Origin of the sequence: Segniliparus rugosus ATCC BAA-974, assembly GCF_000185725.2 — a bacterium.
GTDB lineage: Bacteria > Actinomycetota > Actinomycetes > Mycobacteriales > Mycobacteriaceae > Segniliparus > Segniliparus rugosus.
In genome coordinates this window covers 693,644-715,959 of record NZ_KI391954.1, presented here as the reverse complement: position 1 = coordinate 715,959, position 22,316 = coordinate 693,644, and the positions used below count along the sequence as shown (strand labels likewise).

The 22,316-nt window shown below is 68.0% G+C and carries 25 protein-coding genes and 1 pseudogene; 15 read left to right on the top strand and 11 right to left on the bottom strand.

The features are described from left to right. Nucleotides 1-90: 90 nt before the first annotated feature. From HMPREF9336_RS13245 to HMPREF9336_RS13235, 3 genes are all read left to right on the top strand, one after another. Nucleotides 91-1,038, top strand: a complete 948-nt coding sequence (locus HMPREF9336_RS13245; RefSeq protein WP_007467811.1) for a hypothetical protein — start codon at nucleotides 91-93, stop codon at nucleotides 1,036-1,038. Nucleotides 1,039-1,076: 38 nt separating this feature from the next. Beyond that, nucleotides 1,077-1,970, top strand: a complete 894-nt coding sequence (locus tag HMPREF9336_RS13240) for a serine hydrolase (RefSeq protein WP_007467809.1) — start codon at nucleotides 1,077-1,079, stop codon at nucleotides 1,968-1,970. 631 nt (nucleotides 1,971-2,601) lie between these two features. Beyond that, a complete protein-coding gene (locus tag HMPREF9336_RS13235; protein ID WP_007467807.1) occupies nucleotides 2,602-2,922 on the top strand; it encodes a hypothetical protein in 321 nt (106 codons plus the stop codon). Nucleotides 2,923-2,928: 6 nt separating this feature from the next. On the opposite strand, the pseudogene dxs reads toward HMPREF9336_RS13235, so the two are convergent. Both dxs and HMPREF9336_RS13225 read right to left on the bottom strand, forming a co-directional pair. Beyond that, a pseudogene (gene dxs / locus HMPREF9336_RS13230) lies at nucleotides 2,929-4,826 on the bottom strand (1-deoxy-D-xylulose-5-phosphate synthase). Between the two features lie 9 nt (nucleotides 4,827-4,835). Beyond that, on the bottom strand, nucleotides 4,836-6,851 hold the full coding sequence (locus HMPREF9336_RS13225) for an APC family permease (protein ID WP_021030670.1): 2,016 nt from the start codon (nucleotides 6,849-6,851) through the stop codon (nucleotides 4,836-4,838). An 83-nt stretch (nucleotides 6,852-6,934) separates the two neighbouring features. On the opposite strand from HMPREF9336_RS13225, the gene HMPREF9336_RS13220 reads away from it, so the two are divergent. Next, complete coding sequence (locus HMPREF9336_RS13220; protein ID WP_007467799.1) at nucleotides 6,935-7,603, top strand: potassium channel family protein; 669 nt, start codon at nucleotides 6,935-6,937, stop codon at nucleotides 7,601-7,603. Beyond that, entirely contained in the window at nucleotides 7,600-8,256 is a 657-nt protein-coding gene (locus tag HMPREF9336_RS13215) for a potassium channel family protein (RefSeq protein ID WP_007467797.1), read from the top strand. The genes HMPREF9336_RS13220 and HMPREF9336_RS13215 overlap by 4 nt, the downstream gene beginning before the upstream one ends. A 111-nt stretch (nucleotides 8,257-8,367) precedes the next feature. Here the strand turns inward: HMPREF9336_RS13215 and HMPREF9336_RS13210 are convergent, their stop codons facing one another. Next, entirely contained in the window at nucleotides 8,368-8,745 is a 378-nt protein-coding gene (locus HMPREF9336_RS13210) for an OB-fold nucleic acid binding domain-containing protein (RefSeq protein ID WP_007467795.1), read from the bottom strand. Nucleotides 8,746-8,813: 68 nt separating this feature from the next. Between HMPREF9336_RS13210 and HMPREF9336_RS13205 the strand changes: the two genes are divergently transcribed. Next, nucleotides 8,814-9,539 carry an alpha/beta fold hydrolase gene (locus tag HMPREF9336_RS13205; protein ID WP_021030667.1) on the top strand — a complete coding sequence of 242 codons (726 nt, stop codon included), beginning with the start codon at nucleotides 8,814-8,816 and terminating at the stop codon, nucleotides 9,537-9,539. Here the strand turns inward: HMPREF9336_RS13205 and HMPREF9336_RS13200 are convergent. Together HMPREF9336_RS13200 and dut are read right to left on the bottom strand one after the other, a co-directional pair. Next, on the bottom strand, nucleotides 9,514-10,131 hold the full coding sequence (locus tag HMPREF9336_RS13200; RefSeq protein WP_021030666.1) for a DUF3710 domain-containing protein: 618 nt from the start codon (nucleotides 10,129-10,131) through the stop codon (nucleotides 9,514-9,516). The genes HMPREF9336_RS13205 and HMPREF9336_RS13200 overlap by 26 nt on opposite strands. A 28-nt stretch (nucleotides 10,132-10,159) precedes the next feature. Continuing rightward, a complete protein-coding gene (gene dut, locus HMPREF9336_RS13195; RefSeq protein WP_007467788.1) occupies nucleotides 10,160-10,630 on the bottom strand; it encodes a dUTP diphosphatase in 471 nt (156 codons plus the stop codon). A 23-nt stretch (nucleotides 10,631-10,653) separates the two neighbouring features. Between dut and HMPREF9336_RS13190 the strand changes: the two genes are divergently transcribed. Further along, nucleotides 10,654-11,109 carry a DUF3093 domain-containing protein gene (locus HMPREF9336_RS13190; protein ID WP_021030665.1) on the top strand — a complete coding sequence of 152 codons (456 nt, stop codon included), beginning with the start codon at nucleotides 10,654-10,656 and terminating at the stop codon, nucleotides 11,107-11,109. 85 nt (nucleotides 11,110-11,194) lie between these two features. Here HMPREF9336_RS13190 and HMPREF9336_RS13185 read toward each other — a convergent pair whose 3' ends face one another. Then, nucleotides 11,195-11,494: a DUF4193 domain-containing protein gene (locus tag HMPREF9336_RS13185; RefSeq protein WP_007467784.1), complete on the bottom strand. Its 300-nt coding sequence runs from the start codon at nucleotides 11,492-11,494 to the stop codon at nucleotides 11,195-11,197. Between the two features lie 154 nt (nucleotides 11,495-11,648). Here HMPREF9336_RS13185 and cei point away from each other — a divergent pair, with 154 nt between their 5' ends. Next, a complete protein-coding gene (cei, locus tag HMPREF9336_RS13180) occupies nucleotides 11,649-12,281 on the top strand; it encodes an envelope integrity protein Cei (RefSeq protein ID WP_007467782.1) in 633 nt (210 codons plus the stop codon). 64 nt (nucleotides 12,282-12,345) lie between these two features. On the opposite strand, the gene HMPREF9336_RS13175 is transcribed toward cei, so the two are convergent. Continuing rightward, complete coding sequence (locus HMPREF9336_RS13175) at nucleotides 12,346-13,242, bottom strand: inositol monophosphatase family protein (RefSeq protein WP_051357353.1); 897 nt, start codon at nucleotides 13,240-13,242, stop codon at nucleotides 12,346-12,348. Nucleotides 13,243-13,346: 104 nt separating this feature from the next. On the opposite strand from HMPREF9336_RS13175, the gene ppgK reads away from it, so the two are divergent. Continuing rightward, the gene (gene ppgK, locus HMPREF9336_RS13170; protein ID WP_007467778.1) at nucleotides 13,347-14,129 is read left to right on the top strand and encodes a polyphosphate--glucose phosphotransferase; all 783 of its coding nucleotides are present in this window, start codon (nucleotides 13,347-13,349) and stop codon (nucleotides 14,127-14,129) included. Nucleotides 14,130-14,174: 45 nt separating this feature from the next. After that, on the top strand, nucleotides 14,175-15,533 hold the full coding sequence (locus tag HMPREF9336_RS13165) for an RNA polymerase sigma factor (protein ID WP_007467776.1): 1,359 nt from the start codon (nucleotides 14,175-14,177) through the stop codon (nucleotides 15,531-15,533). Nucleotides 15,534-15,541: 8 nt separating this feature from the next. On the opposite strand, the gene HMPREF9336_RS13160 is transcribed toward HMPREF9336_RS13165, so the two are convergent. Further along, the gene (locus HMPREF9336_RS13160; protein WP_007467774.1) at nucleotides 15,542-15,907 is read right to left on the bottom strand and encodes an NIPSNAP family protein; all 366 of its coding nucleotides are present in this window, start codon (nucleotides 15,905-15,907) and stop codon (nucleotides 15,542-15,544) included. A gap of 136 nt (nucleotides 15,908-16,043) precedes the next feature. Between HMPREF9336_RS13160 and HMPREF9336_RS13155 the strand changes: the two genes are divergently transcribed. Continuing rightward, nucleotides 16,044-17,081, top strand: a complete 1,038-nt coding sequence (locus HMPREF9336_RS13155; RefSeq protein WP_007467772.1) for a YihY/virulence factor BrkB family protein — start codon at nucleotides 16,044-16,046, stop codon at nucleotides 17,079-17,081. A gap of 71 nt (nucleotides 17,082-17,152) precedes the next feature. Here HMPREF9336_RS13155 and HMPREF9336_RS13150 read toward each other — a convergent pair whose 3' ends face one another. Continuing rightward, entirely contained in the window at nucleotides 17,153-17,407 is a 255-nt protein-coding gene (locus tag HMPREF9336_RS13150) for a DUF3039 domain-containing protein (protein WP_007467770.1), read from the bottom strand. Between the two features lie 52 nt (nucleotides 17,408-17,459). On the opposite strand from HMPREF9336_RS13150, the gene HMPREF9336_RS17605 reads away from it, so the two are divergent. The 3 genes from HMPREF9336_RS17605 to HMPREF9336_RS13135 all read left to right on the top strand — a co-directional run bounded on the left by HMPREF9336_RS17605 (nucleotide 17,460) and on the right by HMPREF9336_RS13135 (nucleotide 19,757). Then, entirely contained in the window at nucleotides 17,460-17,840 is a 381-nt protein-coding gene (locus tag HMPREF9336_RS17605) for a DUF3099 domain-containing protein (protein WP_007467767.1), read from the top strand. Between the two features lie 74 nt (nucleotides 17,841-17,914). Next, nucleotides 17,915-19,057 carry a sigma-70 family RNA polymerase sigma factor gene (locus HMPREF9336_RS13140; RefSeq protein ID WP_021030664.1) on the top strand — a complete coding sequence of 381 codons (1,143 nt, stop codon included), beginning with the start codon at nucleotides 17,915-17,917 and terminating at the stop codon, nucleotides 19,055-19,057. A 10-nt stretch (nucleotides 19,058-19,067) separates the two neighbouring features. Beyond that, complete coding sequence (locus tag HMPREF9336_RS13135) at nucleotides 19,068-19,757, top strand: iron-dependent transcriptional repressor DtxR (RefSeq protein ID WP_007467765.1); 690 nt, start codon at nucleotides 19,068-19,070, stop codon at nucleotides 19,755-19,757. Here HMPREF9336_RS13135 and HMPREF9336_RS13130 read toward each other — a convergent pair. Continuing rightward, a complete protein-coding gene (locus HMPREF9336_RS13130; protein WP_007467764.1) occupies nucleotides 19,754-20,764 on the bottom strand; it encodes a DUF4192 domain-containing protein in 1,011 nt (336 codons plus the stop codon). The genes HMPREF9336_RS13135 and HMPREF9336_RS13130 overlap by 4 nt on opposite strands. A gap of 115 nt (nucleotides 20,765-20,879) precedes the next feature. Between HMPREF9336_RS13130 and HMPREF9336_RS13125 the strand changes: the two genes are divergently transcribed. Continuing rightward, on the top strand, nucleotides 20,880-21,821 hold the full coding sequence (locus HMPREF9336_RS13125; RefSeq protein ID WP_007467763.1) for a PAC2 family protein: 942 nt from the start codon (nucleotides 20,880-20,882) through the stop codon (nucleotides 21,819-21,821). Here the strand turns inward: HMPREF9336_RS13125 and nrdR are convergent. Continuing rightward, complete coding sequence (gene nrdR, locus HMPREF9336_RS13120; protein WP_007467762.1) at nucleotides 21,818-22,279, bottom strand: transcriptional regulator NrdR; 462 nt, start codon at nucleotides 22,277-22,279, stop codon at nucleotides 21,818-21,820. The two genes, HMPREF9336_RS13125 and nrdR, sit on opposite strands and share 4 nt — an antisense overlap. Nucleotides 22,280-22,316: the final 37 nt, after the last annotated feature.

The following is a 22,316-nucleotide window of genomic DNA, read 5'->3' as shown; positions in this document are numbered from 1 at the left end:
ATTTTTATACAAAGCAGAATGTCGATGTGCCCTTGATCACCACTCGCCTGCCAGGTATTCCCCAGGCGGGTATGTCAATCTAATAGCAGCATGAACCGACCATCTGACCTCCGAGGGCGCCAGCCGGGGCGGCGGGAAGAGAACCCGGCGCAGGGGCTCCGGAGCAAACCCGCCCGTTCCTCCTGGCTCGCTCGCGCCTGCGCGACGGCGGGAGCCGGAGCGGTCGCGCTGGCCGGACAGGCGCTCCTCGCCCCGCCCGTCGGCGCGGACCCCGACACTCGTTCTGTCGTCGACTGCCCGATCCTCGGCTCCGACCTCGACTGCGACCTGCAACGGCGCGTCGTGCGCGCCAACGCGCTGCTGGCGAACGAGGCGCCCGGCGCGGGCTACGTCCTGCGAGACCGCGCGACTGGCGGCGTGTACCGCAACGCGCATGCGGACGACTCGGTCTTCGCCGCCTCCACAGTGAAGCTCGCGATGGCTGTGGACCTGTTCACCAGGGACCGCGCCGGATTGATCACGCTGAGCGCGGCCGACCGCTCGCTCGTCCAGGCCATGCTGCACTCCTCCGACGACGGAGCCGCCGACACGCTCTGGATGAAGTACTGGGGCGCGGACCATATGGCCTTTTTGAACGACTTCCCGAACTACGGGATGACCGACCTGCGCTCGCAGGGGGGTTACGACGGCATCGACGTGTACTGGGGAGCGACCTCCTGCACCGCGAACGACCTCGACCGGCTCATGCAATTCGTGCTCGAGAAGATGGACCCCGCCGACACCGCCTACATCGTCAACGAGATGCAGAACGTCGACGCCGACCAGCAATGGGGCGTGTGGGGGGCTGGAGCCTCCGCCCACCCCGGCAACAAGAACGGCTGGTCCGGGGTCGGCGGATGGGTGCTGCACTCGGTCGGCTTCGCGGGCCTCGGCCAGCGCTACACGCTTTCGATCATGAATCCCGCAGCGGCCAGCTTCGAAGACGGCACCGCCACCGACACCCGGATCGCGCAGATCCTGTTGGCGGACAGAGAATAGATGGGAAGGAGCGAACGGGAGTGCTAGGGAGAAAGAGCGTGCGACAGTTGCTCCGCGCGTGCGCGACGGCAGGCTGCGCCGCGCTGCTCGCGGCCCCGCTCGCATGGGCGGAGCCGGACGAGGGAGAGGAGGCTGGCGCGCGCGGGAGCTGCTCGGCCGCTTCGGCGGACGGCGCGGGAGCCTCGGACCTGGACTGCGACCTGCAAAGCCGCGTGGCCAAGGCCAACGCCTACATCGCCACCCGGCCCGGCGTGGTCAGCTACGTGCTGCGCGACCGCAAGACCGGAGCCACCTACCACAGCCAGCACGCGAGCGAGCTGATCTATACCGCGTCGACCATCAAACTGCTCATCGCGACCGACCTTTTGGTCCGCCAGCGCGCCGGACAGCTCACCCTCACCGGCCCCGACAAAGACCTCATGCACCAGATGCTCAACTTCTCGGACAACGACGCCGCGAACTCGCTGTGGGACAAGTACAACGGGCCGGGCGGGACGACGCTCTTGCGGGTCTTCCAGTCGTACGGCTTTATCGACGAGATCAACCAGCATTCCCCGTCCGCGTCGAGCATGTACTGGGGCAACCACAAAGCGACCGCCGACGACCTCGGGCGGCTCATGCTCTACGTCCTCGAGCAGACCGACCCCGCCGACCGGGCCTACCTGCTCGGCGAGATGCGCGGGGTGGCTTCGAACCAGCAGTGGGGCGTGTGGGGGGCCGGGGCAGCGATGAGCCCTGGGAACAAGAACGGCTGGTGCGAGGAGCCGACCGGATGGGTCGCCAACTCGGTGGGCTTCGCCGGGCCCGACGAGCGCTACATGCTCGCCATCATGAACAATCTCGCGGGCGCGGGCGGGCAGGCCGAGGGCTGGGCCACAGACACCCAGGTCGCGAGCATCCTCCTCGCGGGACGAGCGGACGACATCGGGTAGGGTGAGCCCCATGGTGCGCTTTGATCGTGGAACACTCGGGCTGGGGAAACTCGCGGCGGCGCTCGCCTCGGCCGCGCTGATCGCCGGGGCCACGGGCTGCGGCGGCGACAACCCCCCGCCCCCGGCGCACACCCCCGCGCCCAGCGCTCCCCCGCGGCCTCCTCCGCCCCGGCCCCGACTTCGAACCCGCCCAGCACGGCTCCCCGCGCGGAGGACGAAGACGACTCCGACTCCAGCGACACCTCCACGAGCGGCAGCGCGAAATCGTCGGCGGAAAGCACATCCAGCGCGGAAAGCCCTTCGGAGACGCCTGCGGGATCGAGCCAACCGGCAGACATCACCTGCGCCACCTTCAACTCGCTCGGCGTCGGCAGCCAGCGGGACACCCTCTCTCGCATCGCCAAAGCAAACCCTGGCAGCCCGCTGGAGAAATTCCAGGACGCCTACCTGAACAACGTGCGCGCCACTTGCTCGCAGGAGAGCCAGGAGAACACCAAAGTGCTCGACGTGCTGGCGCTGGACGGGACGAAGTACAGGGCACAGTGAGCCGCGCGGCCGAGCTTGGGCCGCCGCATCGGCATACTCGCGGGAATGCGATTTTTTCCAGCGTCCGACCTGTTACTCTGTGACGATGACTGACACGAAGCCGCTGGCTGCCGCGATCCGGTTCGCCGCGATCCTGCTGACAGCGGGCGTTACGGCTCTCGGCCTGATGGCGTGGCGGCCGTGGGCTTCGACAACCCCGCCCGCCGCCCCGACCATGATGTTCGTGAAGACCGAAGACGGGTTGTACACGGATAAGACATGTCTGGTCGAGGCGAGCGGCCGGGTGGTCGCGTGCTCGCCGCTCGACCACGGGTACACGGTCTACAGGGACGGAGCCCTGCCCCCGGGCAAAGGGCCGGAGCCTCAGCCCACTACGCCTGCCCCGCCCGCGCCCAAGCATTACTAGGCCGGGCTAGGAGGCCATCGTGCTCGCTCGCTTGCCGGTGTGCTTCTCGGCCCAGCCGCTGATCTTGCCGATGAGCTCTTCCGCCGTGATGCCTGCCTCTTCGAGCACCTGCGCCCGCGTGCCGTGGCTGTAGAACCGCTGCGGCAGCGCGATGTCCCGGCACGGGACGTCCACGTCGCGGCCGCGCAGCGTCTGGGAGAGGGTCGAGCCGACCCCGCCGCGCTCCCCGCTGTCCTCCAACGTCACGACCAGCGCGTGCTCGGCGGCGAGTTCGAGCACCGACTCCGGCAACGGCAGCACCCAGCGCGGGTCCACCGCGGTCACGCCGAAGCCCAGTTCCCGCAGCGCTTTGGCGACCTGGAGCGCGAGCGGCGCGAACGCGCCGACCGAGACGAGCAGCACGTCCGCGCGCCCCGTCTTGTCCTCCTCCAGCACGTCGACGCCGTCCGGGAGCCTGCGCGCCGCCGGGATGTCCGACGGCACCTGCCCCTTCGGGAACCGCAGCGCGGTCGGGCCGTCCGCCACGTCGAGCGCTTCGCCGAGCTCCTCGCGCAGCCGCTCCCCGTCGCGGGGGCGGCGACGCGCAGCCCCGGCACGACAGAGAGGATCGAGAGATCCCACATCCCGTTGTGGCTCGCCCCGTCGTCGCCGGTGACCCCGGCCCGGTCGAGCACCAACGTCACCGGCAGCTTGAGCAGCGCCACGTCCATGAGCAGCTGGTCGAACGCCCGGTTCAGGAACGTCGAGTACACCGCGACCACCGGGCGCAGCCCGCCGAGCGCGAGGCCCGCCGCCGAGGTCAGCGCGTGCTGCTCGGCGATGCCGACGTCGAACATCCGGTCGGGGAACCGCTCGCCGAACGCTTTCACCCCGGTCGGCCCCGGCATCGCGGCGGTGATCGCGACCAGATCCTCGCGCCGCTCCCCCTGCGCCACGAGCTCTTTCGAGAACACGCTCGTCCACCCCGGCTTCGCAGGAGCGAGCGCGCAGCCGACCACCGGATCGATCGCCCCGATGGCGTGCATCTGCTCGTCCTGGTCCGCCTCGGCGGGCGCGAAGCCCTTGCCCTTCTGGGTCAGCGCGTGCACGATCACCGGCCCGCCGAAATGCTTGGCCCGGCGCAACGCCTCCTCCAGCGCGGGCTCGTCGTGCCCGTCGATCGGCCCAAGGTATTTGATCCCGAGGTCGGAGAAGAGCGCCTGAGGGCTCACCGCGTCCTTCACCCCGGTCTTCACCGCGTGGATGAGCCGGTAGGCCGTCTCCCCGACGACCGGGACCCGGCGTAAGACCTCGCGACCCCCGCGCAAGAGCTGCTCGTACTCCGGCTGCAGCCGCAGGGCGGTGAGCCGGTCCGCGAGCCCGCCGATGGTCGGCGAGTACGACCGGCCGTTGTCGTTCACGACGATCACCACCGGCCGTCCCGACGCGGCGATGTTGTTGAGCGCCTCCCAGCACATGCCGCCGGTCAACGCCCCGTCGCCCACCACCGCGACCACCGACCGGCCGCCGCCGCCCAGCTCGAATGCCTTCGCGAGGCCGTCCGCGTAGGACAGCGCGGCGGAGGCGTGCGAGGACTCGGTCCAGTCGTGCTCGCTCTCGGCCCGCTCCGGATATCCGGACAGTCCTCCGCGTTTGCGGAGCCGGTCGAAGCCCTCGGCCCGCCCGGTCAACAGCTTGTGCACGTAGCTCTGGTGCCCGGTGTCGAAAACGATGGCGTCGTTCGGCGACTCGAACACCCGGTGCAGCGCGACGGTCAGCTCCACCACGCCGAGGTTCGGCCCGAGGTGCCCCCCGCTCGCGCAGACCTTCTCGATGAGGAATTCTCGGATCTCGCCGACCAATCGCGCCACCTGGCTCGGGGAGAGCGCGCGCAGATCGCCCGGAGACGTTATCGAGCTCAACATGCGCTCAGTCTACGCCACAGGGCGCCCGCCGGGACCGCTCGTCAAACCTCGGCGCAGCGATCCTGGGGCCAGCCCCAACGTGTCGTCCCGTTTGCGCCGCTCAGAAGAATGCAACTGCCACGGCACCGAAGTCACCATGACGCCGGGCTCGAAAAGCAGGGCCCCCTTCAGGCGCAACGCGCTCTGGTTGTGCAGGAACTGCTCCCACCAATGGCCCACCACGTACTCGGGGATGAAGACGATCACCACGTCCCTCGGCGCGTCCCGGCGCAGCCTGCGCACGTAGTCCAACACCGGCCGGGTCACCTCCCGGTACGGGGAGGCGATCACTTTCAGCGGCACTTCGATGCCGCTCTCCTCCCACGCCTCCATGAGCTGGTGGGTGTCCTTGTCGTCCACGTTGACGGTGATCGCCTCGAGGGTGTCCGGCCGGGTGGCCTTCGCGTAGGCGAGCGCCCGCATCGTCGGCAGGTGCACCTTCGAGACCAGCACCAGCGAATGGCTGCGGCTCGGCAGCACCTTGCTCAGCTCCTGCGAGGCGAGCTCGACGCTCACCGAGTCGTAGTGCTTGCGGATCAGCCGCATCACCACGAAGATGACCGACATCGCGAGGATCGCGATCCACGCCCCGGCGAAGAACTTCGTGACCAGCACCACGACGAGCACGAACCCGGTCATCGCAAGGCCGATGGCGTTGATGACCCGTGAGCGCGTCATCTTCCGCCGCGCGGCGGGGTCGGCCTCCGCCTTCAATAGCCTCGTCCAATGCCGGATCATGCCGGTCTGGCTGAAGGTGAAGGAGACGAAGACGCCGACGATGTAGAGCTGGATGAGCGAGGTCACCTGCGCGTGGAAGCTGACCACGAACGCGATGGCCGCGACGGCGAGGAACCCGATGCCGTTGGAGAACGCGAGCCGGTCGCCCCGCGTGTGGAACTGCCTCGGCAAATAGCTGTGCTGGGCGAGCACCGAGCCCAGCACGGGGAAGCCGTTGAACGCCGTGTTCGCGGCCAAGGCCAAGATGAGCGCGGTCACCACCGCGACGAAATAGAACCCTGCGGGGAAGCCCGCGAACACCGCCTGCGCCAGCTGCGCGATCACCGTCTTCTGCTGATAGTCGGCGGGGGCCCCGGCGAGCTGCTCCGAGGACTCCGCGTAGTGCACGCCGATTTTGATCGACAGGACCAAGATGCCGAGAAAGAGCACCACGGCGATCGAACCGAGCATGAGCAGCGTGGTCGCCGCGTTCTTCGACTTCGGCTTGCGGAAAGCGGGAACGCCGTTGCTGATCGCCTCGACCCCCGTCAACGCCGCGCAGCCCGAGGAGAACGCCCTGGCGAGGAGGAACACGAACGCCGCCTGCGTCAGCTGGGAATGCTGCGCGACCAAGTCGAAGCCGGCGGACTCGGCCCGCACCTGGCGGCCGGTCGCCAACTGCGCGAACCCCCAGGCGAGCATGACGCCGATCGCGCCGATGAACGCGTAGGTCGGGATCGCGAAGGCCGTCCCCGACTCGCGCACCCCGCGCAGGTTCATCGCGGTGAGCAGCACGATGAGCACCACCGAAGTCAAGACCTTGTGCTGGTCGATGAACGGAGCCGCAGAGCCTATGTTCTCCACGGCGGAGGAGATGGAGACCGCAACGGTGAGCACGTAGTCGACCATGAGCGCGCTGGCGACGACCAGACCGGGGGTGTCGCCCAAATTCGTGGTGACCACTTCGAAGTCCCCGCCGCCGGACGGGTAGGCGTGCACGTTCTGCCGGTAGCTGGCCACCACGACGGCGAGGACGAACGCCACCGCGAGCCCGATCCACGGCGCGTGCGCGTACACGCCGAGCCCCGCCGTCGACAGGACGAGGAACACCTCCTGCGGGGCGTACGCGACCGAGGACATGGCGTCGGAGGCGAACACGGCGAGCGCGATGCGCTTGGGCAACAGCGTGTGGCTGAGCTTGTCGCTGCGGAAAGGACGCCCCAGGACCAATCGCTTGACTGCTCCTGAGAGCGTCGACGTCACCGCCAAACCGGGCCTCCTCAGGCTCTCTCTGTGGGAAGGGCTTCTGGCGCAGCCCGTTGCCCTTAGGAATAGTAAGGTAGCCTCTGGGCGTGCGTGTAGTAGTCATGGGCTGCGGCCGAGTCGGAGCCGCCCTCTCCCTCGCCCTCGTCAGGCTCGGCCACGAGGTCGCCGTCATCGACCGCGACGGAACCGCCTTCCACCGCCTCGGCTCCGACTTCCCAGGGCAATGCGTCCTCGGGCAGGGCTTCGACCGGGACGTGTTGCTGCGTTCGGGCGTGAAGAAGGCGGACGCGTTCGCGGCGGTCTCCTCGGGCGACAACTCGAACATCATCTCCGCCAGGGTCTGCAAGGAGATCTTCGGCGTCCCGAAGGTGGTGGCGAGGATCTACGACCACAAACGGGCCCAGGTCTACGAGCGGCTCGGGATTCCGACCGTGACCACGGTGCCGTGGGCGACCGAGCGCTTCCTGTTCGCCCTCACCGAGACCAGCGAGATCGCCACCTGGCGCGACCCCTCCGGCGGGATCGAGGTCACCGCCCTGCCCCGGCACGAGCAGTGGGCAGGAAAAGCGGTGAAACGCTTCGAGGAGGCCACCGGGGCGCGGGCGGTGTTCTTGCATCGGTTCGGCGAGCCCATCCTCCCGACCGGGAAGACCATTCTGCAGGCCGAGGACATCGTTTATGTCGCGGTGAAGGTCGGCGACCTGCCGAAAGCCTTCTCCATCGCGGTGGCCGAGCCGAAAGAGGAGGACCAGTGAGGGTCGCGATAGCAGGCGCGGGGGCGGTCGGCCGCTCCATCGCGCGGGAGTTGATCCAGCACGAGCTCGAAGTGCTGCTCATCGAGCGCGACCCGAGCCACATCGACCAGGAGTCCGTCCCCCAGGCGAGCTGGATGCAGGCGGACGCGTGCGAGCTCAAGCACCTTGAGGCCGCAGGGCTGGAGAACTACTCCGTCGTGGTCGCCGCGACCGGGGACGACAAGGCCAATCTCGTGGTCAGCCTACTCGCCAAGACCGAGTTCGCCGTGCCCCGCGTCGTCGCGCGGGTGAACGACCCCCGCAACGAGTGGCTGTTCAACGACTCGTGGGGCGTGGACGTGGCCGTGTCAACGCCGAGGATGCTCGCCGCGCTCGTGGACGAGGCCGTGTCCGTCGGCGACCTGGTCCGGCTCATGACCTTCCGGCAGGGCAAGGCGAACCTGGTGGAGCTCACGCTGCCGCAGAGCACGCCGTGGGCGGGGCGGGCCGTCCGTCAGCTCACCCTCCCCAGGGACACCGCGCTCGTGGCTATCTTGCGCGGAGACCGCGTGATCGTCCCGTTGGCGGAAGACCCCCTCGAAGGCGGCGACGAACTCGTGTTCATCGCGCTGCCCGAGGTCGAGAGCGAGCTGCGCGAGATCTTGGAGTCGTAAGCTCCGGGAGGCTCCAGGGCGGCCAGCGCGCTGGCGATTGCGGCGAAACGTCGGCTCAGCCCGCGCGTCTGTGGAATACGACGAGCCCTCCATGCTTGCGCGCTTGGAAGGTCAGGCCTCTTCCAGCAGCTCGTAATACGGGTTGTACATGACCTTCCGGCCGTTGTCCTTGCAGCCGAGGCGGCCCCTAACCGAGATCGAGCGGCCCACCTCGAGGCCGGGGATACGGGTGCGCCCGATCCACACGAGAGAGACAGTGTCCGTGCCGTCGAAGAATTCCGCGTGCACGCCGACGTTCAAGCTCTTCGGGCAGGTCGAGACGCTGCGCAACTCCCCGACGAGGTTCACGATCTCGCCTGCCGAGCACTCGCCCGCGCGGTCGGCTCCGAGCGCCCGCGCCTCCGCCCTGATCTCCTCGTCGTCGAGTTCGCTCGGGTCGGCGGTGAGCTTCTTGGCCAGTTGTTTGAAGTACTGAGTTGCACTTGGCACAGTGCCACAGTAGACCTCTTTTCCACCCGACGCCACTCGCCCCTCCCGCGCCTTAGACAATAGCCAGCATGTCCTTGTCGCACCCACAGAGCACGGTGGCGGTCGGCCTTCCCGGCGCGGGGGCAGACGCCGAGCTCATGCGCGAGATCTTCGGCCCCGCCGCCGAAGCAGAAGGGATCGCGCTCATCGCCGTCGACCCCGATCCCGGAGCGGTGCGCGAAAGCTATCTCGCAGCGTTGGACCAGGCCAGCAGGGGCGCGGACCGCGTGCTCGTCTGCGGGCTCTCCTTCGGGGCGCATGTCGGGGCGCACTGGGCGAGCGCGCACCAGGACCAGTGCCTCGGGGTGCTTGCCTGCTGGCCCGCGTGGCTCGGCGACCCTGCCGGGGCCCCTGCCGCGCAGAACGCGAGAGAGACCGCGGCGCTGTTGCGCGAGCAAGGCTTGGCCCCTTTGCTCGACGCGATGCGGGCCGGGGGCCCCGGCTGGGTCGCCGAGCGGCTGGCGCGCTCGTGGACCGCGCAGTGGCCGAAACTGCCCGAAGCGTTCGAAGAGATCGGCCGGACCGCGCTGCCGACCGAGGATGACTTGCGATCGCTTCGGCTGCCGGTCGCGCTTGGCGCGATGAGCGAGGATCCGTTCCACCCCGTGGCGGTCGCGCGCCAGTGGGCGGCGCTCCTGCCCCACGCCGAGCTCGTCGCCCTCCCCTTCGCCGCAGTCGGCGAAGACCCCGCGCGGCTCGGCCACGCGACGTTCGAAGCGCTCGGGCGGCTCAGAGCGAAGACTGCAACTGGTTGAGCTGCTGCATGGCGGAGCCCTGAGCCCCCGGAGCCGCAGGATCGGGGAAAGCCGGGCGGAACGGTTCGGGATCCTCGGCAGGAGCGTCCGGCACGAGGTCGACGCGCTCGAAGTCCCCGACAGCGGCGCCGACGACGAGCGGCAGGAGCGCCCGCGCCGGGTGCGGCTCCTCCCCCCGGCGGACCTCCGTCGCGCCGAGCATTTCTCGGGCGAAGTCGGTGAGCCGCGCCGCCCCGTCGTTCGGCCCGACCGAGACCGCGACCAGCGTCCACCGGTCCCCGTCCCGGCCCATCAATCTGTGGAACGCGCCGCCCCCGACCGCGATGAGCTCCCGGCCCCACGGCCCATCCTGGAAGAACAGCCGCAGCCCCTGCGCGCGCAGCTCCTCGGCGAGGTCGGTGAGCATGGGGCGCCACTGCCCGCCGAGATCCGCCCTGACCCCTTTCGGGGCCGCGTGGGCGCGCACCTCGACCTCGCCGAACTCGCAGAGCGCTGCGACCGCGAGGAGCACGTCCCCCGGTCCGAACGTCAGCCGCAGCCTGCCCCCCTCCGGGACGTGCAGGACGATCGACCCGAAGTCGACTTTCCTCATAGGGCGGCGAATCGGATGACGGCGGTCGTCATAGCGCCGCGTGCCCTCCGGAGGAGCCGTAGCCCCCGGAGCCGCGCGTCGTCTCGTCCAACGAGTCGACCTCGTGGAACACCGGCAGCTCGACTCGCTGCACCAGCAGCTGGGCGATGCGGTCCCCTCGCCTGATCTCGATAGGGGCGGCCGGATCGAGGTTGATCAGACAGACCTTGACCTCGCCCCGATAGCCCGCGTCAATGGTGCCGGGGGTGTTCACGATAGACAGGCCGACCCTGGCCGCGAGGCCGGAACGCGGATGCACCAGGCCGACGTAGCCGACGGGGAGCGCGACGGCGACTCCAGTGCCGACGATCCCTCGTTCGCCCGGGCCGAGCGTGATATCCGCGACGGCGCGCAAATCGACGCCCGCGTCTCCGGGATGAGCACGGGCCGGAGGGTCCAGTTCTTGGTCGAGGCGCACGAACGCCACCGTGTCGAGCGAGCCGCCGTTGGGTGAAGCCACGCTCAGAGACTACCGTGCTTCTCATGGCGTACCGCGAACAGCTTTGGGTGCCGTGGTGGTGGTGGCCGTTGGGCATCGCCGCGTCCGGGGCCACGGCGTACACAGTGAGCTTGGCCTTTCGGCCTTTCCCCTATTGGATCCCGGCTTTGGTGTGCGCGGCCCTCGCCTCGCTCGTGCTGTTCTGGCTCTCCCGAGGCGAGGTCGTGGTCGACGAGACCGGCGAGCTGCGGGTGGGCGGGGCGCACATTCCGCTCGCCGTCACCAGCCGTTGCGCTGTGATCGAGCCGAAGGAGAAATCCGCCGCGTTGGGCAGGCAGTTGGACCCCGCTGCTTTCGTCGTCCACCGGGCCTGGATCCCCTCCCTCGTGCTCGTGGTGCTCGAAGACCCGGACGACCCCACCCCCTACTGGCTCTTCTCCAGCGCCAATCCCGAAAAACTCCTCCGCGTCATCGAACAGTGGCAGAACACGCGATCATGACGCGGCGCCGCCGCGTGTGCGGCGAAGGAGCGGCGGCACACGAGGACCGCCGCAACGCCGCAGGTCGCCCGCCGAATGGCGGGAATCAGGCGCAATCGATGCAGATGAGGCTATTACCGCTCTCATGCGCCAGCCGGCTGCGGTGGTAGACCAAGAAGCAGCTGGTGCACGTGAACTCGTCCGCTTGCTTCGGCAGGACTCGGACGGAGAGCTCCTCGCCGGAAAGATCTGCGCCAGGCAGTTCAAAGGCGTCGAGGGGATCGCCATCGTCGATGTCGACGAGCTCGGACTGCCCGTCGTGGCGCCGGGAGGTCAACTCTTCAAGCGAGTCTTCGACGATATCGTCGGCCTCTGTGCGCCGGGGTGCGTCGTAGTCAGTGGCCATAATCTTCGTGCCTACTCCGTTCCTGGATGATCCCTGGGGCTGCAAGAGTGTACATGATTCTGGGAGCTTTATCAGAAGTGCTGATGAGGCGCGGAAGGAGGGCGGATAATCTGTTAGTTCTCACCTGGACGACAAAGCAAGAAAGGCTTGCGCATTGGTATCTCTGATCACCGTGGGATCGGCGACGAACCCGAAGGGCGAACCGTGGCCGCACCGTCGTCCGACCCCGTACTACATCGTTGTCGGGCTTCTGGCCGCCGTGGCGGTCGTCGCGTGGATCATCGTCTGGCCCAAGAGCGAATCCGGGCCGAGCACCGACTGCGGCCATCCGCCGTCCGGGGAGAACACGCCAGCCCAATGGATCAAAGCCAGCCGGGAGCAGCTGCTGCGGGTGGAGCCTTCGGCGCTCGCCGACGTCCGGGTCCGCGTGCTCAACGCCAACGGGGCCGACCAGCAAGCGAGCCGTGTCTCGAGCGAGCTCAACGGGCTCGGCTTCCGGAGCACGGCGGACAACGACTCGGTGTACGCGGAGCACAAGATGTCGTGCTTCGCGCAGATCCGTTTCGGACCGTCCGGACAGCAGCAGGCCGCCGCCGTGTGGTTGACGGCCCCGTGCGCGGAGCTCATCCGCGACGAGCGCGACAACAGCACCGTCGACCTCGCGCTCGGCACGGGGTTCCACACGCTGAACCACAACGCGTCGGCCCGCTCCGTCCTCCAGGCGCTGCGCAAAGGGGATCCTGTGGACCCGAACGCTATCAGCGCCCTCCACACCCCTTCCTGCTAACACGGTCCCGGAGCCGCGCGGCATCGCGCGAACGTAGGTCTCCGCCCTGCGGCGCGGAGCCGGCTCACGCGATGGATTCGAGGAAACCCAGCTCTTCGAGCACGCTCGCCAACTCGTGGTACACCTTCGGGGTCGCGACCAGAACGAGCTCGCCCTGATCGGACCGGGCGGAGGTCGGCGGAATCCGCACCAAAGCCCCCGCCTCCTCGGCGATGAGCGAACCGGCGGCGAAATCCCACGGGTTCAGGCCGTGCTCCACATGGGCGTCCAGGCCGCCCGCCGCCACCAGGCACAAGTCCAACGCGGCGGCTCCGATCCTGCGCAGATCGCGGACGATCGGCAGCAACGTGCCCGCGAGGCGGGCCTGCGCGATCCTGCGTTCTGCCTTGTAGCCGAACCCGGTGGACACCAGGGCCATGCCGAGCGACTCGGTCGCCGAGACCCGTAGTTCCCTTGTGCCTTGGTCCGCGCGCTGCACGGTCGCGCCTTGGCCCCGCGCCGCCGAGTACACCCAGCCCTGGGGCACGTCGACGACAGCGCCCGCGACGGTCCTCCCGTCCACCTGGGCCGCGATGGACACGGCGTAGGCCGGCACGCCGTAGAGGAAGTTGACGGTGCCGTCGATCGGGTCGACGACCCAGACGACCCCGGTCTCGGACGTGCCTTCGGTGTTTCCGGTCGCCTCCTCGCCGAGGAACCCGTCGCCGGGCCGCAACCGCGCGAGCGACTCCCGGATCAGCGTCTCGGACTCGACGTCGACGACCGTCACCGGATCGGTCTCGCTCGTCTTCGAGCGCACCGAGCCCTCGCCCCGGTCGTCCGAGGAGGCGAAGACCTCCGCCCGCCGACGGCGGATCATCTCGGCCGCGGAAGTCGCGACATCGCACGCGAGATCGCGCAGCAAGGCATAATCAGGTACGGACACTGGAGCACTTCCTTCGGTGTTGGACTGCGCTGGCATAGTTCCCATCGCAGCACAAACGTCACGTCCTCGCCACCGCGAGACTGGGACGCGGATGTGAAAGTTTCGTCAAAATGAACCTCAAGACCGAGGAGCGGACACCCATGAGCGACGCGAAAACCACGACCGACGCCTCAGGCCAAAGGGGGTTTGGGGTCGACATCGGCGGGAGCGGGATCAAAGGCGGCGTCGTGGACCTCGCCAGTGGCGAGCTTCTCAACGACCGGATCAAGTACGACACGCCACAGCCGTCCACGCCGGAGGCCGTGGCGGAAGTCGTCGCGAAAATCGTCGACGAGGCGGGCTGGGACGGCCCGGTCGGGATCACCTACCCCGGCGTGGTGCGCGAAGGAAAGATCCTCACCGCCGCGAACGTGGACCAGAGCTGGATCGGGACGGACGCCGTCGAGCTTTTCAAGAAGGCGCTCGGAGGACGCGACGTCGCGGTGCTCAACGACGCCGACGCGGCGGCCGTCGCCGAAGACCAGTTCGGCGCGGCCAAAGACTCCCAGGGCACGGTGCTGCTCTTGACGTTCGGCACCGGCATCGGCTCGGGCCTGTTGCGCGGCGGGGTCCTCGTCCCCAACACCGAGCTGGGCCATCTGAAGATCGGCAAGCACGAGGCCGAGCACCTCGCCTCGTCCGCCGCCAAAGACCGGGAAGACCTCAGCTACCCGGACTGGGCGGCGCGCGTCTCCACCGTGTTGGAAGCCCTCGAAGCAGTCTTGTGGCCGGACGTCTTCGTCGTGGGCGGCGGGATCAGCCGCAAGGCCGACAAGTGGGTTCCGCTGCTCACCTGCCGCACCCCGGTCGTCCCAGCCGTCTTGCGCAACACGGCTGGCATCGTCGGAGCAGCTCACGCGATTGCGACGGGAGCTCAGCCCTGACGGGTTACAATGGTCCGGTCACTGTAGCAAGCTAGAAAGGGTCCCGTGGTAGCAACCAAACAGCGCCGAGGAGCCGCTCCCGCGTCGAAAGAAGACGGACGACCCGAAGCGGAAGCTGCGGCCGCTCCAGCCACCCGCGCGCGCCGGACCACGAAGAAAGCCGCTGCGACAGGCACCGCCGCGGCGGCGAAAAAGACACCAGCCAGCAAGGCGAAAACCTCCCGCGCCGGCGGCGAGGACGAGCCCTCGCTCGACGAGCTGGAGCCGGTCGACGACGATCTCGACATCGACATCGCGATCGAGGACGACTCCATCGCGGGCGACGGGTTCGACGGGGACGCAGCCGAAGAGGCCGAGGGGTCGGAAGCCTCCTCCGGCGAAGCATCGGACGAGGAGGAGCCCGAGCGGACCGCGGGCGACTTCGTGTGGGACGAGGACGAGTCCGAGGCGTTGCGCCAAGCGCGCAAGAACGCCGAGCTCACCGCGTCGGCCGACTCGGTCCGCGCGTACCTCAAGCAGATCGGCAAGGTCGCGCTCCTCAACGCCGAGCAGGAAGTGGAGCTCGCCAAGCGCATCGAGGCCGGGCTCTACGCGCAGGAGCGGCTGCGGATCGCGACCGAGGAGGGCGACCGCCTGCCCACCACCTCGCGCCGGGACATGAACTGGGTCGTCCGAGACGGGAACCGGGCCAAGAACCATCTTTTGGAGGCCAACCTCCGCCTCGTCGTCTCCCTCGCCAAGCGCTACACCGGTCGCGGGATGGCGTTCTTGGACCTGATCCAGGAGGGCAACCTCGGCCTGATCCGCGCGGTCGAGAAGTTCGACTACTCCAAGGGCTACAAGTTCTCCACCTACGCGACCTGGTGGATCCGCCAGGCCATCACCAGGGCCATGGCCGACCAGGCGCGCACGATCCGCATCCCCGTGCACATGGTGGAGGTCATCAACAAGCTCGGGCGCATCCAGCGCGAGCTGCTCCAGGACCTCGGCCGCGAGCCCACCCCCGAGGAGCTGGGCAGGGAGATGGACATCCCGCCGGAGAAGGTGCTGGAGATCCAGCAGTACGCGCGCGAGCCCATCTCCCTCGACCAGACCATCGGCGACGAGGGCGACAGCCAGCTCGGCGACTTCATCGAAGACTCCGAGGCCGTCGTCGCGGTCGACGCGGTGAGCTTCACCCTCTTGCAGGACCAGCTCCAGGCGGTGCTGGAGACGCTCTCCGAGCGCGAAGCCGGAGTCGTGCGGATGCGCTTCGGGCTCACCGACGGTCAGCCGCGCACGCTCGACGAGATCGGCCAGGTCTACGGGGTCACCCGCGAGCGGATCCGCCAGATCGAGTCGAAGACGATGTCGAAGCTGCGCCATCCGTCGCGAAGCCAGGTGCTGCGGGACTACCTGGACTAGCCGCAGGCTCAGTCCAGCTGTCCTCGGTCTGCCTCGGCACCGGCCAGGCTGCGACGCGACGCGGACGAGCGCGGGAAGAGGGGGCGTTGGAACCGGCGCTCGTACCGGCGGATGCACCCGGTGTCCCGCGCGAGCCGGTACGCGGCGGCGCAATCGTCGTCGGACTCCGCCGCGCGCCGGTATCGCTCGTACTCGGCGAGCGACGGGAAGGTGAACAACGCGAAAGCCTCGTCGTTGTCGCTTTCCTCTGGGAGGAAATACCCGTGGTGCTCGCCGCCGAAACGCTCGACAAGGCCCATCCAGCGCCGGGCGTAGTCCTCGAACACGTCGAGCTGCTCCGGGTCGATCGTGTAGCGAAGATGGATCGTGATCATGGCCTGTCCTCCGTGCGGGTCTCGCCCCAAGGATGCCAGGTCCGCCCTCCCCCGCCAAAGCCGCCAGATCGGCGAGTCGGAGCCTGTGCGCCGATCTCTGGAATCTTGCGCGCCGATCTCTGGAATACTGTCCCTCATGCCCCGCGCGCGAATTAGTCCGGTCCGGGCCGTCGTCTCGGCGGGCCGGGGGGCGCTGCGCGTCGTGACCCGCGCGCTCGCGATGAGCTGGGAGCACTCGATCTTCGCGGAATCCGCAGGAGCCGCCTTCTGGCAGATCCTCTCCCTTCCGCCGATGTTCCTCGGCCTCCTCGGCACCCTCGGCTACGTCAGCCCGTGGTTCGGCCCAGGGGTGCTCGAAGACGTGCAGCACAAGATCCTCGCCTTCGCCCAGCAGGCGCTGAGCCAGCAGCTCGTCAACGAGGTGATCCGGCCGACGCTGATGGCGGTGACCGCCCATGGCCGCGAGGAGGTGACCTCGCTGAGCTTCGTCCTCTCGCTGTGGGCTGGCTCCTCGGCGATTTCCGCGTTCGTCGACTCCATCGTCCGCGCCCACAACCAGACCGAGCTGCGCCACCCCGTGCGACAGCGTATTTTCGCGCTCGGGCTCTACATCGTCTTCCTGGCCTGCGCCATGTTCGCCCTGCCGCTGTTGTCGGTCACCCCGCACGAGGTCACCACCCGGCTTCCCCAAGAGACCCACCCGGTCCTGAGCAGCGCGTACAACGACCTCTACGGCCCGGCGCTGTTCGTCGGCGTGACGCTCTTCCTCTCATGGTTCTACCGCATCGCGCTGCCCGTCCCCCCGTCGTGGTGGCGGCTGGTCCCCGGAGCGGTGCTGGCCGTGCTGTTCTTCCTCGTCGGCCGCTCCGGCCTGTTGTGGTATCTCAACTGGGTCACCTCGACGGGCTACACCTACGGTGCGCTCGCCACGCCGATCGCGATGCTCCTGCTCGCCTTCTTCATCGGCATGTCGGTCATCCTCGGCGCGGAGCTCAACTCCGCGATCGAGCATTTTTGGCCGACGCGCAAGGGGGACGAGCGCGAAGGCATGTTCAAGGGCTCGGTGTCCGCCGCCATCAACCAGGCCACCGCGACCCTGGGCCGGGCGGTCGACGAGGTGCTGCCCAACGGATCCCGCAAAGGCGCCCCCGAGAAAGAAAGAGAGCCGAGCTAGCCGCCCTCGCGGGAGGCCGCCGCAGCTGATCGTGACGTGGGTGATCGCGACGTGGGTCGCCGACCCCCTGTTTATGGGTTGATCATGCCTATGAGGTCGTACATCTCTTTGCAGCGCGGGCAGACCGGCGAGTCGGGCTTGGGCGCTTTGGTCACGGTGAAAATCTCGCCGCAGAGCGCCTCGACCACCGTGCCCGTGACCGCGCTCTCCACGATCTTCGCTTTCTTCACGTAGTGGAAGAACTTGGGCCGGTCAGAGTCCGTGTCCTCGTTCAAATCGACGTCGGACCGCTCGATCGTCTGGGTGTCGGCAAGGCCCACGCTCATATGGCTCAGTCTCATAGCCTCAAGTCTACGCCCGAGGCGTAGACTTGAGGCTATGGCGCAGCGACCCGAGCCGTCCCTGATCACCGAGGCCGAACCCTCGCTCCAGGATCAGCAGCGCGCTCGCGTCCGGAAGTACACGATCATGATGTCGTTCCGGATTCCGCTCTTCATCCTCGCCTCCCTGGTGTACGCCGAACTGCACAACGGCATCTTGGCGATGGCCATCCTCGCCGCTTCGATCCCATTGCCGTGGATGGCCGTGCTCATCGCCAACGACCGCCCGCCCAAGCGCAAACAGAAGACGGACATGCTCTCCCCCTCCCAGGGCGGCTCTGGCGATGCGCAGCCCGTCATCGGCAGAGACCGCTCCGTCGTCGACCTTGGGCGGCCCGCGTCCGTCGTCGACCTTGGGCGGCCCGCGACAGAATTGTGACCTAGGACACGAAACATTTCCCGTCTCCGACGCGTTAAACCCTGTAAGCCGTCCGAGAGAGGAAGGTCAGCAATATGGCAAACGCTGTCAAATCGGCATCACAATCCGCACCTGCGAGCTTCGACGTGGCGAAGAAAGCGGCGCGAAGCGCCAAACGGCAAGTCGCTGAGGTGAAATCTGTCGTGAACGCCCCGGAAGAGGCCGAAGTCGAACTCGAGGCCGACGCTTCGGCCGAGGAGATCGCCGAAGCCCCAGGGCGGCTCCACGTCGCGAGCGAGCGGCTGCAGGAAGACCTCGACACGCAGAGCCCCGCGGCGGACTTGGTCCGCGTCTACCTCAACGGCATTGGGCGCACGGCCCTGCTCACCGCGGAGGACGAAGTGACGCTCGCGAAGAGCATCGAGGCCGGCCTGTACGCGGAGCACCTGATCAACACGTCCGAAGGGCTCACGCCGCAGCGTCGGCGCGAGCTGAAAGCCGTGGTCCGCGACGGACGAGCCGCGCGCACGCATTTGCTTGAGGCGAATTTGCGCCTCGTCGTCTCCCTCGCCAAGCGCTACACCGGACGTGGGATCCCGCTGCTGGATCTGATCCAAGAGGGCAACCTCGGCCTCATCCGGGCCATGGAGAAATTCGATTACTCGAAGGGCTTCAAATTCTCGACCTATGCGACCTGGTGGATCCGTCAGGCCATCACCAGGGGCGTCGCGGACCAAAGCCGCACGATCCGGCTGCCCGTGCATTTGGTGGAGCAGGTGAACAAGCTCTCCCGCATCAAGCGCGAACTGCACCAGCAGCTCGGCAGGGAGGCGACGAGCGAAGAGCTGTCCCGCGAGACCGGCATCCCCGAGCACCGCATCGCGGACCTCCTTGACCACAGCAGAGACCCGGTGAGCCTGGACATGCCGGTCGGCGCGGACGAAGAGGCTCCGCTCGGCGATTTCATCGAGGACTCCGAGGGCGCCTCCGCGGAGAACGCCGTGATCGCCGGATTCCTGCATCGCGATGTCCGCAGCGTGCTCGCGACGCTGTCCGATTCCGAGCAACAAGTCATCCGGCTGCGCTACGGCCTCGACGACGGCCAGCCTCGGACGCTGGATCAAATCGGAAAGATTTTCAGCCTCTCACGAGAGCGCGTCCGGCAGATTGAGCGCGAGGTCATGGTCAAACTGCGCAATGGCGATCGAGCCGAGCGCCTGCGCTCGTACGCGAGCTAACATAGTCGGTATGAACGACCTCGTCGATACCACGGAGATGTATCTCCGCACCATCTACGACCTCGAAGAGGAAGGCATTCCCCCGTTGCGGGCCCGAATCGCGGACCGTCTCGAGCAGAGCGGCCCGACGGTGAGCCAAACTGTTTCGCGGATGGAGCGCGACGGGCTGCTGGTCGTCCGCGACGACCGGCGGCTGGAGCTGACCGACAAAGGCCGGATCCGCGCGGTGGCGGTCATGCGCAAGCACCGGCTCGCCGAGCGGCTGTTGGTCGACATCATCGGGCTGCAGTGGGAGCATGCGCACGCGGAGGCGTGCCGGTGGGAGCATGTCATGAGCGACGAGGTCGAGCGACGGCTCGTGGACGTGCTGGGGCACCCGGTGAGCTCGCCGTACGGGAACCCCATCCCCGGCCTCTCCGACCTTGGCGAGAGCAGCGCGGGCAAATCCCCGGACGAAGGGCTGACCCGGCTCAGCGAGCTGCCGAGAGGCGGGCCGATCCCCGTCGTGATCCGCCGCCTGGCCGAGCACGTGCAAGCGGACATCGACCTGATCGCCCAATTCCGCAAAGCTGGGGCCGTTCCCGACGCGAAAGTCACAGCCGAGGTGCGCAGCCAAAGCGTGATCATCGGCGTTCCCGGCCATGAGAGCGTGGAACTCCCCTCGGACCTGGCCCACGCCGTCCAGGTCGAGAAGGTCTAGCCGCCGCGCTGGACCAAGACCCGCAGGGCAGACGGGCGCACGCCCGTGAAGAGGCAGGCCTCGAGCAATTGCGCGAGTTCATGCCCCGGAGCCGCGTCGAGGGCTGTTTCGAGCGCGACGCGCGCGGCCGCCCCTCTGCCACGGGCGTACCAAGCCAACGCCAACAGGACAGCGGCTTCCGCGCGCTCGGCATCCGGGAGCGCCGGAACAAGCCGCGACCATAACAGCTCGGCTCCACCGAGCCCGGTCTCGGCGGCCTCGACCGTCGCCGAGATCAGCCGGTTCCGCAGGCCCCGCTCGCCGAGCGCGACCGCGAAACGCGCCGCCTGCTCCGGCGCGAGCTGCGCCGGGCGCTGCGGAAGCCGGATCGCCTCGAGCATCTCGGACACGGCAGCAGCAGCGACGCCGCTTCGCCGGAACAAGCCGTCGCGCGTCAAACGGCGCATCGCCAAGAGGGTTCTGCCCTGATCCCTCTTGTGCGGCTCCAGCAGTTCTCGAAGCTGCTCGCGGCTGTGCGCGAGAACGTCGCCTCGGAGAACGCCTGCCGCGTAAGCCGGAAGGGCACGAGGATCTGCGACGAATCCGTGCGCGCGAGGGCCGATCAACGACTGCCATACCGCTCCGGGCCCGGTTGACGCGGCACAGGACGCCATCGACAACCGGGAGCCGAAGGGCAGAGCCCGTTCGACGAATCTGGCGCACAGCGCCAGATAGTCCGATCTCTTCCCGCCGCCGAGAACGACAAGCGCAAAATCGCCCGTCCCGGACTCTTCCGCCTCGACCGCGAGGAGGGGGCGGATCCGGGCGAGCGTCTCATCGGTCAATCCGTCGAGATCGACGCGCAGCACATACCCGACCTGCTTCGGCGGGCGGGCGGTCAGCGTCACAACCACAAGGGAGTCGCGGGGCGCGAAGCCCAACAACGCCGGGAGCACGGCGATAAGGCGGCTCGGTTCGTCGAGGGCGTGGCACGAGCTGTTCCTCTGGGTGTTCCATTGTCCGGTCATACCCGTAGGATCTGCCCGAGGTCCGACGCTCCGACCCGCTTTTCGGTCTTGCTGACAGATCTGTGGAAAGCGAATTTTCCCTGTGGATAACGTGTGGGTTTATCCTAGAAGGACGATGAACCAAGAGCCCGCGCAGTTGTACCGACTCGAACCAGAAGATTCGACACATCCCTGGGACCACAGTGGCGGTCTTGTCCTGATTCATTCGCTGGAGGGCTTCCTCGACGCGGGGCAAGCCCCGAAGCTCGCCACGGCGCACCTTTTGGAGTCTTTGCCCGCGACGGCGCTCGCGACGTTCGACATCGACGCCCTGTTGGACTACCGGTCCCGCCGTCCGCCCCTGAAGTTCGCGAAGAACAGCTTCGCGAACTACGAGGAGCCCCTGTTGCGGCTCTACGGGCTCCGGGATCTGAACGGGACCCCGTTCCTCCTCCTCGCTGGCCTTGAGCCCGACCTCATGTGGGAACGGTTCGTGGCGGCGGTCGAGAAAGTCGCCCGGCATTTCGGAGTCACCCGCAGCATCGGGCTCTCCGCCCTCGCGATGGCTGTGCCGCACACCAGACCTCCGGTTGTCATGGCGCACTCCGCCGACCCAGTGCTCATCGCCGACCACCGCAAATACGACGGCGAAGCGCTGATATCGGGAAGCGCCTCGGCATTGCTCGAACTCAGATTGGCGCAGCACGACATCCCGTCGCTCGGTTTCACCGTGTACGTCCCCCATTACCTCACCAACGCGAGCTACCCCGCTTCCGCGCTCGGCCTGCTCGAACAAGTCGCGCAGAACAGCGGGCTCGCGCTGCCGCTGGAGGCGCTGCGCGAGACCATCGCCGCCACGCACGAGCAGATCGAAGAGCAAGTCAGCGCGAGCGACGAGGTGCAGCGGGCTATCGCCGCGTTGGAAGACCAATACGACGGCCACGCGCAGACCGCCGAGGACGAGCTGCCTCCGCTGAGCGAACTCGAAGAGCTGCCGAGCGCCGAAGAGCTCGGAGCGCAGTTCGAGCGCTTCCTCGCCACCCGCCCGGAACCGAGCCCCGGCGAGGACGAGGGCTAGCTGTCGCGGGACTTCTGATGTTCGCGGAGTTCCTTGATAGCGGCTTCGAAATCGGTCGCCGAGTCGAACGAGCGATAGACCGAGGCGAATCGTAAATACGCCACTTCGTCCAGGTCGCGAAGCGGGCCCAGGATCGCGAGGCCGATCTCGTGGCTGGGCACCTCCGCCGCTCCGCCCGAGCGCACGGCGTCTTCGACGTCCCTGGCGAGTTTGAGCAGCGCGTCGTCGTCCACATCGCGCCCCTGGCAGGCGCGTCGAACCCCTTTGATCACCTTCTCGTGGCTGAACGGCTCGGCGATGCCGTTGCGCTTGACGACGGTGAGCACGGCGGATTCGACCGTGGTGAACCTTCTGCCGCAGTCCGGGCACGAGCGGCGGCGGCGGATGCTCCGACCTTCGTCAGCGACCCGCGAGTCCATGACCCGGGTGTCCGGGTGTTTACAGAACGGGCAGTGCATGGCCTGAAATGCTGTGGTGGACGCTGACATGACCCGT